Raw genomic sequence first — 14,169 nt, 5'->3', positions numbered from 1 at the left:
CGAGCTGAGCGATGAATATTGATAGTCTCCTTACGCACAATTATCAATTATACAGATTATCTATATGGTTGATGATATTGGTGTATGATGCATGATATAGCCTTCAGGCGGTATGTGGAGTGCCGGTTTGCAGCTGGCCGGAGAAAAGAGGGTGTCACACTGTGGTCGACGAAATATCGAAACTCTGAATTTTTCGACGATATTACTCGGACACCCCTAAGTAACGCTCCTTGATTTGCTCATTCGCGTTGAACTCCTTCGTCGTTCCCTCAAACACGATCTCCCCTCGGTCAAGGACGTACACTCTATCCGCCAGATCAATGGCGGTTTCAACGTTCTGTTCGACGAGCAGGATCGTCAGTCCTCGTGATTTGAGATCAGCGATGATCCCAGCGACCTCGTCGACGATCTTGGGTGCTAACCCCTCGGTTGGTTCGTCCAACACCAGTAATTCCGGACCGGAGACGAGTGCTCTCGCGATCGCTAACATTTGCTGCTCACCACCGCTCAATGCACTTCCCGGTCGGTTCTCCTTCCCTTCCAAATTCGCAAACAGCGAAAGGGCGTCATCAACGTCCCAGCCTTCGTTGTGTGTTGGTCCTACTTCCGAGATCTTAGCGTTCTCCCGGATCGAAAGACCGGGGAATATCTGGCGATCCTCCGGGACAAGGGTGATTCCTTGCTGTGCCGTTTTGGCGACGTCTCTCTGTGATATATCATCCCCTCTATAATTGATCATACCTGTAGTCGGTATTATGTGACCCATAATTGTGCGAAGGGTGGTCGTTTTCCCGGCTCCATTCCGACCAATGAGCGCAACGACTTCACCTTCGTCTACCGTCATAGAGATTCCGTTCAGAACTTCCGTTTCGCCATATCCCGAGCGGACGTCATCCAACTCCAGGAGGTGGGTATAAGTGTTGCTTGATCCCATTGTCAGGTTTCTCCGAGATACACTCGATTCACTTCCTCGCTATCGGCGATCTCGTTGGGGCTTCCGACGGCAAGTGTGGCCCCGTTGTGCAGGACGGTGATCCTATCGGCCAATTCCATAACGAGGTCGATGTCGTGTTCAACGAGTACAAGCGTCTTATCGGCTAGTATACCTTGTAGCATCTCGATCGTCGCCATCGTATTTTCTCTACTCATCCCTGCTGTTGGTTCGTCCAAGAGGACGACCTCCGGGTCGGTTGCGAGCACGATGCTGATCTCCAGTCGACGTTTATTTCCGTACGATAGGGCGGATGCCTCCGTATCGGCGTATTCCATTAGATGCGTTTGTTCGAGCACTTCGGCGGTCCGACGTTCTATGTCCTCAAACGTAGATGTTGGACTGAACAGTTTATCCACGACCCCGAGATCTCGATACTGTCGTGATTGAATTCCTAGCCGAATGTTCTCTTTAACCGTGAGATTTGTGAATACATCAGAAATTTGAAATGATCTGCCAAGTCCGTAATGGACTCGCTGTTCCGGGGTCGTATTGGTTATATCTCGTCCGTTCAAAGTGATCGATCCGCTCGTCGGACTGAGCGCTCCCGAGAGCAGATTAAATAGCGTCGTCTTGCCTGCACCGTTCGGCCCGATAATACAGTGGAAGCTGTCCTTTTCAACGGTGAGGTCAACCTCATCAACGGCGACTAATTGACCGAACTGTCGTGTGAGTCCTCGTGTTTCGAGGGCTATGTTTGTCTCCCTTTCAGTCGTCATCGATCTCACTCCTTTCGAACCTCTGTTCAGTAATATCGATGATCCCTCTATCCCTCAGGTACGGGCCGATCGATACGATTCCTCGAGGGACATAAATGACAAATAGAATGAATATTGTTCCAAGGACCATCCGCCATTGCTCGATATACGTGGATAACAGATCCTCAAAGAAGATGAATACGCCAGCACCAAGCATCGGCCCGTACAGCGTACCGATGCCGCCCAAAACGGCCATCACGACGAGTTCACCTGATCGAAGCCAATGGAGGACGTCCGGTGAGACGAAGCCGTTGGAGATCGCATATAGTCCTCCAGCGAGTCCAGCGAGTCCTCCGCTAAGAACGAACGCATTGCGTTTGTGGGCAGTAACGTTGTACCCGACGAACCGCGAGCGTTTCTGGCTTTCACGAATGGATTTTAATACGCTTCCGAATGGAGCTGCCATAATACGACGGACAAGGAGGAAGGAACAGACTGCAATCACGACGAGAAGATAATAGAACACTTCCGCGCTACTAATGCTGATTGGTCCCACTGACAGTGAGAGATCTCCAACCGCGACACCAATACCCGCAATACCATACATCGGAGTTGCCCCATAGAGCCCCTGGCTACTACCGGTCCACTCGAACTTGTAGACTAAATTGTAGAACACCTGGGCGAACGCGAGCGTAATCATCGCGAAGTAAATTCCTGACACGCGAATCGAGAGGTAACCGACGACCCAAGCAATTATCCCGGCCACGATGATCGCGATTACAAGAGCGACCGGCACCGATGGTGTGAGATGCAGCATTGTAAGCATCGTCGTGTACGCCCCGAGCCCATAGAACATTGCGTGCCCGAGCGAAACCAGGCCAGCGTACCCCAGTACCAAATCGAGACTGAGGGCAAACAGAGCCCAAATCAGGATATCACTCGTTATCGAAACGATGTACGGGGAGTACAACACGTTCGTCCCGAGTGGAATCACCAGCAATGCACCGACTACGGCGGCGCCGACACGCAGTCGTTGCGACTTCGTCAAGATACCACCGCTACCGGTGGATAACGTCGTATGCTCCTCTCCGGCTTCTTGCCATTCTGGATCCCCAAACAAACCAGAGGGTTTGACTAGGAGAACAGCGATCATCAGCAGGAAAACGACCAATCCTTCCAATAGAGGAACGTATGAGCGCGTTAGGGTTTGGATGACCCCAACCAGAAGCCCACCTGCAACTGCGCCTCTGAAACTACCAAGTCCTCCAAGAACGACGATCACGAAGGCTGGAATAATGACGGAGTGGCCCATTGCGGGGGATACGGATTGGTATCCTCCTAATACGACTCCACCGGCCGCGGCGATCGCTGAACCAACACCGAAAACGAGCGTATAGTATCGATCTATTTCGATCCCCAGGTTCTGGACCATCTCTCGGTCTTGTGCTCCCGCTCTGATGACCAACCCAACACGCGTGTTATTCAGACCGTACCAAATTGCCCCCGCAAGTGCGAGGCCGAAAACGATGATGAAGAGATTATAAATCGAATAGCTGAATCCGAATATTTGGATGGAACCCGCCAATGATGGAGGTCCCGAAAACTGCTGTTGTTGACGCCCCCAGATTAACACGATCACGTCGGCGATGACGAGAACGAGTCCGAAGGTGAGGAGGATCTGATAGAGCGGATTCCGTCCATAAAGAGGCCGAATGGTGAACCGTTCGATGGCAGCCCCGATGATCCCGACGAGTAGCGGTGCAACCACGAGTGCTAGCCAGAATCCCGGACCGCCGAACGGGGCCGCCAGCGAGATGGCGAAGTATGCACCCAGCGCGAAGAGTTCACCATGGGAGAAGTTGATGACGTCCATTACGCCGAAGATGACCGAAAGTCCGGCAGCTATGAGAACGTAGACGACCCCGATCGTCAGTCCATTCAATAACTGCTCAAATAGAAGCGACATTTTCTGTGTTATTAGAGGCTACAATTGACCTCACTGCACGGTGCGACTGCTTCCTGTCCGCTCTTTTGAGAGAGAAGTTCGACGCTACTCGATCCTCCCTGGTCACTTGGTACGTTCTTCCCGACCCAGACCGGATTAGTCGCTTGATTATTGCATTCACGATAGGTATTGGAACCGAACACCGAGGATACTTCTTGGCCGGGGAGCGAATCCTTAACCGTTGCTGGACCTGTGTCGTCAGCTTCCTGGATCCCCTGTGCAGTCATCCATATCGCATCGAATCCGGCACGAGCGAAGGCATCGGGATTGCCGTCGTATTCCTCCTGATATCGCTCGACGAAGTCCTGGTTGGCTGGAGTGTCGATCTTTGGGTCGTAGCGGACGCCGCCATAGGTTCCGTTCGCTGCCTCACCGAGCGCATTCCGGATAGCCTGCATACACATCGTCGGGCTGGTGATCGTCACGGTCTCTTTGAGGCCCGCATCAACTGCTTGCTTGACAAACGTGATTAGATCGCCTCCGGCGAGACCGAGGACGACGAACTCGGCCTCCGAATTTTCGATCTGGCTGATGTAGGACGAGAAGTTCGTTGCACCGAGCTGCGAGGTTGACCGCCCCACGATGTTTACATTTGCATCGGAGGCTTTCATCTGTTCAGTAAACGAGGTATTAATATCCTTTCCATAGGAGTAATCCGCATAGTGGATCCAACCTTGGGTGCCAATGTTCTTCGGGATCCAGGGACCGAACGCCCGTGCGATCTGACCAGAGTGGGTTTCTGCCCGGAAACTCCATTCGTTACAACCGCTGCCAGTGATTTGAATCGCCCCTCCACCGGGAACCCAGAGAATCTCCTGTTCCTGCGCGAAGGAGTTGATCGCTAAGCTAGCTGCGCTTGAGACACATCCGGAGAGGTAATCCTTGTTGTCCTGCTGAACGAGTTTTTGTGCCTTTTGCCTAGCCGTCGAGACTTCTGATTTCGTGTTCTCGAAGGTAGCATCGATAGTAAAATCGAATTCGTCGCTCTCGTTGATTTTCTGTATACCCAGCTCGTAACCCTGGCGTTGATTTGACCCGAGGCCGGAGTATGGTCCCTCCATCGGATTCATAATTCCGAATTGAAGCGTAGACCCGCCCTCACTACCGCCGATACAGCCAGACATACTTGTAGTAAGTGCGATCCCTCCAGCTCCGAGCGTCTTCAGAAGCGTTCGTCGATTACTTCGATTCGATGGGTAACTCTTACCGTGTGACATACGTCTAGCATCCACGTTAAACTACTACAATAAATAATTTTCTAATGAATATTTTATATGATTGAATCTACACCATAGTTAGAACTCCAAGGTGTGGAGAAGATTTAAATAATACTAGATCACCTCGCACTGTATGGAGTGTACTAACGGATCCGTTACTGTTGAGGAGTCCGAGGAGATCGCACAGATAATTTTGAACAGTTCATCCAAGGTGAACGCGATTGATTTGGAAACGTCGAAAGATTTTGCCGAGGCAATCAAACACGTAGAATCAGGGGAATACCGGGCGGCGATCATCAGGGGGTCAGATGGAGTTTATTGTGCCGGCGGGGATCTTTCCCAAGATCCGGAAACGTTTATTCAAGCAGTAAACGTGACGATCGACGCCATCATCGAGATTCACCAATCCGGGACACCATATATAGCAGCTATGGAAGAGGTTTCGGTTGGTGGCGGGCTGGAGATTGCGCTTGGCTGTGACCTCCGTATCGCTGCGGCTGGAACGACTTTCGCATTACCTGAAGCGTCACGTGGAATTATCCCACCAGCCGGTGCAGTTCGTTTCCTCGCTCAGGCAGTCGGAATATCTCGTGCGAGGGAACTATTGTTAACAGGCCGCTCGTTTAGTGCGGCTGAAGCCGAAGAGTGGGGTCTCATTGTAGAATCAGTTGAGGAGGATTTCTCCGGCGAAACGAGGAAACTTGCGGAATCGGTTGCATCACAGTCACCGGCTGCCGTCTCAGCAATTACGAAGTCATTGAACGAGTCATATCCGGATCCGATCTCGTCCGCAAAGTGGGATCTCGAACTCGCGAGATGTCTTGCGTCGAACGAGGATTTCAAGGAAGGCAGGGAGGCCTTCTTTGAGGACCGAGAGCCGGAATTCTAAACCCAGACGGATCACATTAATAGTTAATTATAAGTGCTATTAGTTCACCGCATACACTGCGAGCAATGTCAACACCATACAACGAGAACGTTTTCTCCGAGATCGAGGCCCGTCCGTGGAGTGAGGTCCAGGACCTACAAGAGAAACGACTGATCGAACAGGTGAACTATCTCGCCGAACACTCGGAGTTCTACCAAAAACAGTTCAGTGAATGGGGAATTGACGCCAGTTCGATCGAAACCGTCGAAGATTTCAGACGGATCCCGTTCACGGTGAAAGACGACGAACGAGAAAACCAGACGACGACCACACGTGACCAGCCTCTCGGATCCCACCAAGCTGCCGATCGGCAAGAGATCAATCGAGTGATGTCCTCGTCCGGAACGACCGGCGAACCGACCTTTTTTGGGCTGACTGAAAGCGACCTTGACGCGTGGATCGAAATGTGTGCTCGATCAGTGTATGCAGCCGGCGTAAGACCGGACGATATATTCGTTCACGCGATCGGTCGAACGATGGTTCCTGGGGGGCTTCCCTACATTCAAGGGATCGAGCGAATCGGCGCGACAGCTGTTCCAGCCGGCGATGGGAGTACTGAACGAATTCTGAAAACGACCGAAAAATTAGATGCAGACGGATTATTCGGGACGGCATCCTACCATCAGTATCTCATTGATCGGGCCCCTGAAACGGTCGGAAAGGAGGTCGAAGAGATGGCTCTGGACAAACTCATCGGGGGTGGAGAACCCGGAATGGCGAATCCGGAGATAAGACAACAATTGCACGAAGAATATGGTGCTGATAGAGCTGCAGAGGTGATGGGAATCGGTGACGTCGGCGCAGCCTTGTCCGGTGAGTGTGAGGAAGAGGACGGGATGCACCTTGTGTGTCAGGAATACGTCTACGTTGAGCTCATCGATCCTGAGACGGAGGACCATATCGAGATGGAACCTGGTGCGGAGGGTGAACTCGTCTACACGCCACTGAACCGAGAGGCAACACCGCTGTTACGCTTCCGGTCAGGTGATTACGCACGAATTACTGGCACGGATGAGTGTTCGTGTGGTCGCACTTCTCCGAAGATCCAGGTTATTGGACGAGCCGATGATATGTTGATATACAAGGCTCAAAACGTCTATCCTGCAGGAATTCGTGAGGTACTTGCCGATGTTGAGGGCGCGAGCTCCCGGATGAAGATCATACTGCCCGAAGAGAACAAGGTCCACTTTACTGATCCAATCCCTGTCGAGGTCGTTCGCGAGGAGAACACGGATCGGACGGACAAAGAGATTGCTGAGGAGTTCGCTTCTCTGGTTCGTGAGCGTCTCAAAGTTCGGATTGATCCTTCGATGGTTTCGAGGGAAAACGTCGATTTATCCGTCTACAAAACCGATCTGATACGCGTTGAGAACGACGACTGAGGCGGCATTCACGTTCCGCCATTCTGCGGTTCCGATTTTCCACTGATCTCGAGCCGTTTCAATAGATCCGATTCATTCTATCGACACACAGACGCGATCTGCGGATGCGAAGACGGCGTACCGTGGTACATTGAGAGATCAGAACCGATTGGTTCCACCAGATCCGATGGTAGCTCTATTTAATCAGCCAACACTCGTTCATTATAACGTAACATATGGCCTGAAGTAATCACGATTGTCATTCATTGATGTTTAATATAACAGTGTGTAGAGATCCAGGTCCGATGCCTCACGCAATAATTACAATATTATGTATGTAATACAGGAGCCATCAGATCACATCCGTTTCTAATATATTAACACACTGTGGGCCGACGGGAGACGTAACGGACGATCCCAATAGCAGATCTCAGTGACGCACCTGTCACATAGGGATCTGAATAAACGCGACGTCAGAGCGCAAAACTTGGTTCGCTCGGGCTTCGTTAGATATGCATAAACGTATTTGTTCCCTGGAGATAATATGTCGGTATGACCACGCCAAACCAACTCACGACAGCCCTGACAGCGTTGGAGGTTTTGGAGATACTCGAAGCTGAAGGCGAGGTCGGCCCATCCAAATTAGCTGACCGATTGGACATTGCTCGGCCGACAGCATATAAATACCTCGCGACACTGGTCGAGGGAGGATATGCACGAAACGACGATGGTGTATACCGACCGAGCTACAAGATATTAGGTTTGGGCAGCCGATTGAAATATCGACAAACGCTCTTTAAGGTCGGGCAAGAGCCACTCCGGCGATTGGCATCCAAGCTTGAGGAGCCAGCGTTTCTCGGAATTGAAGAATCCGGTGAGTGGATCGTTCTTCACAGGGAAGGTGACGTCGCTTCCCTAGATTTGCGTACCTACTCCGGTCTACGGCTACCTCTCCATACACACGCGGCAGGGAGAGTCGTATTGGCGAATATGAATCCGGAGCAACGCGATTCGATGATTATGTCCCAAGAGTTGGAAGCCAGAACGGAAAAAACGACGACGAATCCGAAGGAGTTAGCGACTGAATTAGACCGGATTCGTGAGCAGAGCTACGCCATAACTTGGGATGAACAAGCACTTGGTGTGGGAACTGCTGCGCGACCGATCTCCGCGGAAGGAGAATTCCTAGGCACGGTTTCAATAGCCACACTCACGTCAAAAATGCAGGATCAAGACAATCAAGATCGAATACTTGGGCTCCTAAAAGAGGCAGCAGAGGAGACGCTGTTGAACTACCGGCACAGATAGCCATATCACTATTCTTCGAGCTACATCGTGTCTATCGAAACGCTCATTTCCACTACTCGCGTTGAGACGATGTAATCCGATACGCACGGGCCCGATACGAACCGACGGATTCTCCGTCCCCCGTTTCGAGAGTCACCGTTACTTCACCGGTCTTTCGACTTTTGTGGGTTACATCAGCTTTTGCGACGATGTCTTGACCTGGGTCAACTGCCGAGAGGAACGATATGTTTGCTTCAAGAGCCGTGCTTATGTCTTCGTCAAGCACTGATTGCATTGCTGCCCCAGCAGCTGCGTCCGCGAGCGAGAAAGCGGCACCACCGTGAAGGACCCCGCCAAAATTAAGATGCTCCTCCGTTACCGTCATTTTAGCAATTGCTGACCCTTCAGAAACCTCTTGGAAGACCACGTCGAGCGTTTCACAAAACGCATCCTCAGCCGGATGATCGGAGTTATTTGCCATACACACACACATCGATATGAGCTAGATATATAACTAATTGTTACCGTGGTACTTGCTGTATCTCTCACAATTTTATCTTAACTTATCCCTATTTTATATGTTCGAATCCAGTTGTTTAAAGTTAAATTTATATATTACCATTGTATCTTGCCTGCCATGAGGCGCACAAATTACATCTTCGCCGTGCTGAGTGTAAAACAATGACAGATCGGACGTTCATTATTACTGGCGGATCCGGCGGACTGGGTAAAGCAACCAGTGAAGAACTGGGCCGAAACGGTCATACGGTCGTCGTAAACGATCTGCCAACTCAGAAGGAGAATGCCGAAGCTATTGCGCAGTCAGTGGAAGATGCCGGTGGCACTGCAACGATTCATCTCGGAGACGTAAGCAATATAGAATATACGGATAAGTTAATAAATACAGTTATTGACACGTACGGGCGGCTCGATGGTGTAATCAATTATGCTGGATTGCTTCGCGATGCCTATTTGACCGAGATGACGGCATCCGACTGGGAAGATGTAATCTCCGTTCATTTACGAGGACATTTCGGACTTCTTCGAAGTGCGGCTGGAGTATGGAGTGACACCGTCGAAGAGCGTAGCGATCCTCGTTCGTTCGTCTGTGTGACCAGCCCATCGGCACTCGGAAACGTCGGACAAGCCAACTATTCGGCCGCCAAGGCTGGCGTTCTCGGATTGATGCGGACTGCTGCAGCCGAGCTTGAGCAGTTCGATGTCCACGTTAATGCATTACTTCCGATCGCATATACAAAAATGACGGAAAATATTTTGGATCCAGATGAATATCCTCCGGAAAAGGTTGCACCAGTAGCTGCTTTCCTCGCCAACGCGAAAGCTGCTGATATGACCGGTTGTACGGTTCGAGCTGCGGGAGATAGCGTCGGCATAGTATCCAACCCGGAACTGGAACGAGTTGGATTCTGTTCGGGCGGATGGAGTACCGACGAACTATACGAACGTCGTGAACAGATATTCGGAGATCAGTCAAACAGATATCGAACGAATACTCAGGTTTAGATAATAATACTATATTTGAGATACTACCAATATAGTGTTCATACTAAATAGAATAATTCAACCATTGTGAACTGCTCGTAGTAGATCGAATACAGCCAATTGATGAGCTCTAATACGCACCAAATGAGCTATCAGAATCTTCAGCATTTGTTTCTAGATGTTTGATTGAATATGAAAACACAGTTTAATGATCTATTATTTCTTGTCAAAATCCCCAATTATAAATCGAATATAACTTTAAAATTTTTAATATAAACTCCAATTATCAGTAAATTTAACTAAATTCGATTTTCATTCAGATACATATTCTACGCCGTGGCGTTCGATCGGGCTCCGTCAAACCCGATCGACCGCTGGAACAGCCCGAGCGCCGCAAGCACGACGAGTCCCGCGCCGGCGAACGTCGCGGGATATCCCGCCACCTCGGCGACGCCCCCACCCAGAACGCTCCCGAGGCCGGTTCCGATGCCCGCGATCGCGGTGTAAGCGCCGAGCGCGTAGCCGCGGACCGGCTCCGCGGCCAGCCGCGTGACGATCCCCGTCGCGGTCACCGCGATCAGCGCCCACGTCACGCCGATCAGCGTGAAGCCGACCGCGTTGGCGTAGGGCGCGATCGCGGGCGCCGCGATCCCGACGATTGCGACCCCGGGAAACAGCAGGGTACGACCGCCGAGCGCGACAGCCTGGAGCGCGTAGGGTCCGCGCTGTCCCACGATCCGGCCCACCGGCGAGTAACAGACCGCGCTGCCGGCGTTCGCGAGCAGGAACAACACGAAAACCGTTCCCGTCGAGGCGCCCGATTCAGTCAGATAGACCGGCATCGGGCCCCAGAAGACGGCGAACCCGACCGAGAACAGCGCGACCGCGATCAGGTACCGCCGGAGCGGCGCGTCGAAGGATCCGCCCGGATGCCGACCGCGTCGCCGGGCGTCGACCCACTCCCGGATCCCCCAGTAGAGCCGGGTGGTGCCGTACGGCGTCGCGCGGAGGTACCGCCCCGCGCCCCAGTCCGGCCGGTTCAGCCGATGAAAGACGCGGGCGAACCGCTCGGGACTCGTCGTGGGACGCTCCGGATACCATCGCACCGCGGCGAGCGTCGCCGCCGCGCTCATAGCGGCAAGCACGAGGAACAGCAGCTCCTGTGCCGTCGCAGCCGGAACCATCCGCGCCACGGTGGCGGTCCAGACGGTGCCGAGAACCAGCCCCGCCACCCAACCGTATCCCTGTACGGCGTTGAGTCGGCCGATCCGGACGTCCCAGTCGGCGGTGGCGGCCCCCTCGACGACGATCAGGTTGAGCACGGGCGCGGCTGCCGAGACGACGAACCAGAGGGCCGCGTTCGCGACCAGCAGCGTCCACGGCGACCCCAACAGCGGGATGACTCCCAACACACCCGCGACCGACGCGAGCGCGACGAGGATGAACGGCCTTCGTCGTCGGGTTTTCGCCGCCAGACGACCCCACAGGATCGCCCCCGGCACGCCCGCGAAGGCGGCGGTCGAGGCCATCGCTCCGACCAGAAACGCTCCGGCACCGAGCTCGATCGCGTACAGGGGGATCAACAGCGACGCCGCTCCCACCGCCGCGTAGCCGGTCCCCCACGCGAGAAGCCACCGTTCGCTCACTTCCGGGGAGTCGCCCGTCACCGCCTAAGTCGTTTCGACCGATCTCCTCGACGATCGCTTCGTCCGTTCCCTCCCGGTCGTTTCGACCGTCACGTTCGACAGTCGTGTCGCACGAGCCGGTTCGTCCCGACCTCCTCGCTTGGTTCGGGCCACGTGGAACGCTCGAGGTAGGTGATCTCGACGGATTCGACGCGCTGGCCGGTCCGGTCGGCGACGGTCCGACAGACGTAGTCCGCGGTCGAGCGCGACACCGCGGGGTCGTCGGCGACCGTGATCGCGATCAGATACTTGCGCCAGCGCGCTGAGGGGTACGTCGCGTCCACGTCCGGGGGCGGATCGCGGGTGACGGACCCGCGGTCCAGGCCGTCGACGTGCTCGCCGCTCGCCAATTCGGCGTCGATCACGAACCAGCGGTCGGTCCCCGAGGGGTCCGGGGCGAACATCTTCCAGCCGTACTCGGCCGGATCGATCCCGGCATCGCCCGCTCCCGTCTCCACGTAGCCGAGCACGGCCGCGTTCCAGACGAGCGTTCCGACGAGCAACGCGGCCGCGAACGCCCGAGCGGCGATCCGAAGGCCGCGCCCGATCCGGCGACGGTCGAGACGACTGCTTGCGAACCCGGCGTCGCCGGTATGATCGCCGCCAACCGCGGCCGCGAACCATTCGCGAACGTTCACGATGGCGTCGTCGATCCGGTCCCAGACGCCGGAGCCGAGGAACGGGAGCAACGAGACGATCGACACCAGCGGAAAGACCGCGATGGCCATCGTGAGGACCATTCCGGCGTGACCGCCGACGAGCCCCGCCGCCACCGTGGTCCGGATCCGTCCGGCTGCAAGGACGAGCAACGGCGAGGCGACGAGCAGTCCGAGCCACGCGTAGTTCAGGACCCACAGGAGCGTCGGCGACCCCGCGACCCACGGACCCAGCAGGACCGTGAACTGGTCCATACTGAACGCGATCGCGGCACCGTCACCCGCGATCCAGCGGTCGCCGCGGAGCTTGAAGACCGCGTTCGTGACGTAGACGAGCGCGACGTGGACGAGGAGGGCCGCGGTCGCGACCGATGCGACCCGTGCGCCGGTCCGCTCCGTCGACGTTCGGTCGGACGACGCGGACGTCCGAACCGAATCGACCGACCACCGCGACCCGATCGGAAGCAGCGTGGCGAACAGACACAGCTGCCACAACAGCAGGTCACCCGAGTTGAGCACGAACGGATTGCGCGCCTGCAACGAGAGCGTGAGCGCGAGCGAGATGACCGCGGCAATCCGGCTGTGATACCCCACCGCGAGCGCGACCGCGGCCACGCCGGCGAGGACGAACAGGACGGCGACGCCCGCCGGTCCTGCGACCGAATCGGCGACGGCGTGTACCGAGACGCCGGCCAGCGGGGGATACGCGCTCGCCAGCGCGTCCGTGGTCAGCACGCCCGACTCGGTATATAGGGCCCGAAGGTGGCGGCTTCGGAGCAGGAGGTCGACCAGGATCACGACGCCGAGCCCGATCCGGAAGGCGGAAAGCGCGCGACGGTCGATCGCCGCGCGGTCGCCCGCGAGCCGCCGGAGCATACGTGCGAGTCGTCTCGGCACGTCCGCGGGCCGGCGACGTGACGGGCGGTCGGACATCTATCGGTCCGGACTACCGCAGTCGAACGAATAGGTTTTGTGGAGCGGCGGTCGGTCGACCCCCGACGTTCGTCGAAGCTCGATGCGGCCCGAAACCCGACGGTTCATACGTGCCCAACGCGGATGCTCGGTCGTGTATCGGATCGGTCACCTCGGGACGTCGATCGCGGTTTATGCCCCCTTCGGCGCGGGGCTGATCGCCATCGGCGCCGACGCGCTCGCCGTGTTCGCGGGCGCCGTAATGATGTGGTTCACGATGCTGCCCGACGTCGACCATCGTCTGCCGATCGTACCCCACCGCGGGCCGACACACAGCCTGGCGTTCGCGGCGGTCGTCGGGGTCGGCTTCGGCGCGGCGGGATCGCTCGCGGCGAGCGAACTCGGCGTGACGGCCGCCGTGGGGCTCGGCACCTTCGGATTCCTCCTCGGCGTCGCGACGGTCGGCGCGCATCTGCTCGCGGACGCGTTGACGCCGGCGGGCGTCCCGCTGTTCTGGCCGGTCTCCCGGCGGACCTACTCGCTGTCCCTGTGGCGGGCGGACAACACGGTGGCGAACTACGGGCTGTTCGTCGTCGGGCTGGCGGTCGCGCTCGGCGCCTTCGCGCTCGTCGGGCGCCTGGTCGGTTGGTGACTCCGGCGACGACTGCTGGTTCCCGATGGCAATTCCTCGTCCCCACCCGCCCCGGTTCCCGCTCCCGATCACTTATGGATCGCGGCGGCGAATCGACCGATATGCCCCAGGTACATCTGGACGAGGAGACGATCGAACGGCTCGACCGGCTGCGGGTCGAGGACGAGGAGTACGACGAACTCATCACCGAGCTCATCAACATCTACGAGGCCGAGGAGCTGACGCTGTTTCACAGCGGCGACGCCGAGTGACGCCGACGGTGAGGAACCTCCGC

General features: G+C 55.7%; 13 protein-coding genes. 6 read left to right on the top strand and 7 right to left on the bottom strand.

What is annotated here, in order from left to right:
* Positions 1 to 202: 202 nt before the first annotated feature.
* The 4 genes from CPZ00_RS13095 to CPZ00_RS13080 are packed head-to-tail and all read right to left on the bottom strand — an operon-like array spanning position 203 to position 4,818.
* Positions 203 to 934: an ABC transporter ATP-binding protein gene (locus CPZ00_RS13095; RefSeq protein ID WP_096391288.1), complete on the bottom strand. Its 732-nt coding sequence runs from the start codon at positions 932 to 934 to the stop codon at positions 203 to 205.
* Positions 935 to 936: 2 nt separating this feature from the next.
* On the bottom strand, positions 937 to 1,710 hold the full coding sequence (locus CPZ00_RS13090) for an ABC transporter ATP-binding protein (protein ID WP_096391287.1): 774 nt from the start codon (positions 1,708 to 1,710) through the stop codon (positions 937 to 939).
* Complete coding sequence (locus tag CPZ00_RS13085; RefSeq protein ID WP_096391286.1) at positions 1,700 to 3,655, bottom strand: ABC transporter permease; 1,956 nt, start codon at positions 3,653 to 3,655, stop codon at positions 1,700 to 1,702. Before CPZ00_RS13085 ends, CPZ00_RS13090 begins: the two co-directional genes overlap by 11 nt.
* 11 nt (positions 3,656 to 3,666) lie before the next feature.
* Positions 3,667 to 4,818: an ABC transporter substrate-binding protein gene (locus CPZ00_RS13080; protein WP_172861867.1), complete on the bottom strand. Its 1,152-nt coding sequence runs from the start codon at positions 4,816 to 4,818 to the stop codon at positions 3,667 to 3,669.
* A gap of 226 nt (positions 4,819 to 5,044) precedes the next feature.
* Between CPZ00_RS13080 and CPZ00_RS13075 the strand changes: the two genes are divergently transcribed.
* From CPZ00_RS13075 to CPZ00_RS13065, 3 genes are all read left to right on the top strand, one after another.
* Entirely contained in the window at positions 5,045 to 5,800 is a 756-nt protein-coding gene (locus CPZ00_RS13075; protein ID WP_096391284.1) for an enoyl-CoA hydratase/isomerase family protein, read from the top strand.
* 65 nt (positions 5,801 to 5,865) lie between these two features.
* On the top strand, positions 5,866 to 7,221 hold the full coding sequence (locus tag CPZ00_RS13070; protein WP_096391283.1) for a phenylacetate--CoA ligase family protein: 1,356 nt from the start codon (positions 5,866 to 5,868) through the stop codon (positions 7,219 to 7,221).
* Between the two features lie 531 nt (positions 7,222 to 7,752).
* Entirely contained in the window at positions 7,753 to 8,508 is a 756-nt protein-coding gene (locus CPZ00_RS13065) for an IclR family transcriptional regulator (protein WP_096391282.1), read from the top strand.
* 52 nt (positions 8,509 to 8,560) lie between these two features.
* On the opposite strand, the gene CPZ00_RS13060 is transcribed toward CPZ00_RS13065, so the two are convergent.
* Positions 8,561 to 8,968, bottom strand: coding sequence for a PaaI family thioesterase (locus CPZ00_RS13060; RefSeq protein ID WP_199243359.1), 408 nt, complete (start codon positions 8,966 to 8,968; stop codon positions 8,561 to 8,563).
* Positions 8,969 to 9,168: 200 nt separating this feature from the next.
* Between CPZ00_RS13060 and CPZ00_RS13055 the strand changes: the two genes are divergently transcribed.
* Positions 9,169 to 10,011 (top strand): SDR family NAD(P)-dependent oxidoreductase, encoded by an 843-nt coding sequence (locus tag CPZ00_RS13055; RefSeq protein WP_096391280.1) that lies wholly within the window; start codon positions 9,169 to 9,171, stop codon positions 10,009 to 10,011.
* Positions 10,012 to 10,319: 308 nt separating this feature from the next.
* Here the strand turns inward: CPZ00_RS13055 and CPZ00_RS13050 are convergent, their stop codons facing one another.
* Together CPZ00_RS13050 and CPZ00_RS13045 are read right to left on the bottom strand one after the other, a co-directional pair.
* Complete coding sequence (locus CPZ00_RS13050; protein ID WP_157744243.1) at positions 10,320 to 11,636, bottom strand: MFS transporter; 1,317 nt, start codon at positions 11,634 to 11,636, stop codon at positions 10,320 to 10,322.
* Between the two features lie 89 nt (positions 11,637 to 11,725).
* Entirely contained in the window at positions 11,726 to 13,207 is a 1,482-nt protein-coding gene (locus CPZ00_RS13045) for an HTTM domain-containing protein (protein WP_096391278.1), read from the bottom strand.
* Positions 13,208 to 13,397: 190 nt separating this feature from the next.
* Here CPZ00_RS13045 and CPZ00_RS13040 point away from each other — a divergent pair, with 190 nt between their 5' ends.
* Together CPZ00_RS13040 and CPZ00_RS15640 are read left to right on the top strand one after the other, a co-directional pair.
* Positions 13,398 to 13,895 (top strand): metal-dependent hydrolase, encoded by a 498-nt coding sequence (locus CPZ00_RS13040; RefSeq protein ID WP_096391277.1) that lies wholly within the window; start codon positions 13,398 to 13,400, stop codon positions 13,893 to 13,895.
* A gap of 101 nt (positions 13,896 to 13,996) precedes the next feature.
* Complete coding sequence (locus CPZ00_RS15640; RefSeq protein WP_172861835.1) at positions 13,997 to 14,146, top strand: DUF7557 family protein; 150 nt, start codon at positions 13,997 to 13,999, stop codon at positions 14,144 to 14,146.
* Positions 14,147 to 14,169: the final 23 nt, after the last annotated feature.

This window comes from Halopenitus persicus (assembly GCF_002355635.1).
GTDB classification, from domain to species: Archaea; Halobacteriota; Halobacteria; order Halobacteriales; family Haloferacaceae; genus Halopenitus; species Halopenitus persicus_A.
This window is presented reverse-complemented; position numbering and strand designations above follow the sequence as displayed.

Bases quoted from the DNA above. Each gene is read 5' to 3' on its own strand.
- CPZ00_RS13080 (WP_172861867.1), bottom strand. From the start codon at position 4,818: ATGTCTGGCTGTATCGGCGGTAGTGAGGGCGGGTCTACGCTTCAATTC.
- CPZ00_RS13090 (WP_096391287.1), bottom strand. From the start codon at position 1,710: ATGACGACTGAAAGGGAGACAAACATAGCCCTCGAAACACGAGGACTC.
- CPZ00_RS15640 (WP_172861835.1), top strand. From the start codon at position 13,997: ATGCCCCAGGTACATCTGGACGAGGAGACGATCGAACGGCTCGACCGG.
- CPZ00_RS13070 (WP_096391283.1), top strand. From the start codon at position 5,866: ATGTCAACACCATACAACGAGAACGTTTTCTCCGAGATCGAGGCCCGT.
- CPZ00_RS13045 (WP_096391278.1), bottom strand. From the start codon at position 13,207: ATGCTCCGGCGGCTCGCGGGCGACCGCGCGGCGATCGACCGTCGCGCG.
- CPZ00_RS13060 (WP_199243359.1), bottom strand. From the start codon at position 8,968: ATGGCAAATAACTCCGATCATCCGGCTGAGGATGCGTTTTGTGAAACG.
- CPZ00_RS13055 (WP_096391280.1), top strand. From the start codon at position 9,169: ATGACAGATCGGACGTTCATTATTACTGGCGGATCCGGCGGACTGGGT.
- CPZ00_RS13085 (WP_096391286.1), bottom strand. From the start codon at position 3,655: ATGTCGCTTCTATTTGAGCAGTTATTGAATGGACTGACGATCGGGGTC.
- CPZ00_RS13095 (WP_096391288.1), bottom strand. From the start codon at position 934: ATGGGATCAAGCAACACTTATACCCACCTCCTGGAGTTGGATGACGTC.
- CPZ00_RS13075 (WP_096391284.1), top strand. From the start codon at position 5,045: ATGGAGTGTACTAACGGATCCGTTACTGTTGAGGAGTCCGAGGAGATC.
- CPZ00_RS13065 (WP_096391282.1), top strand. From the start codon at position 7,753: ATGACCACGCCAAACCAACTCACGACAGCCCTGACAGCGTTGGAGGTT.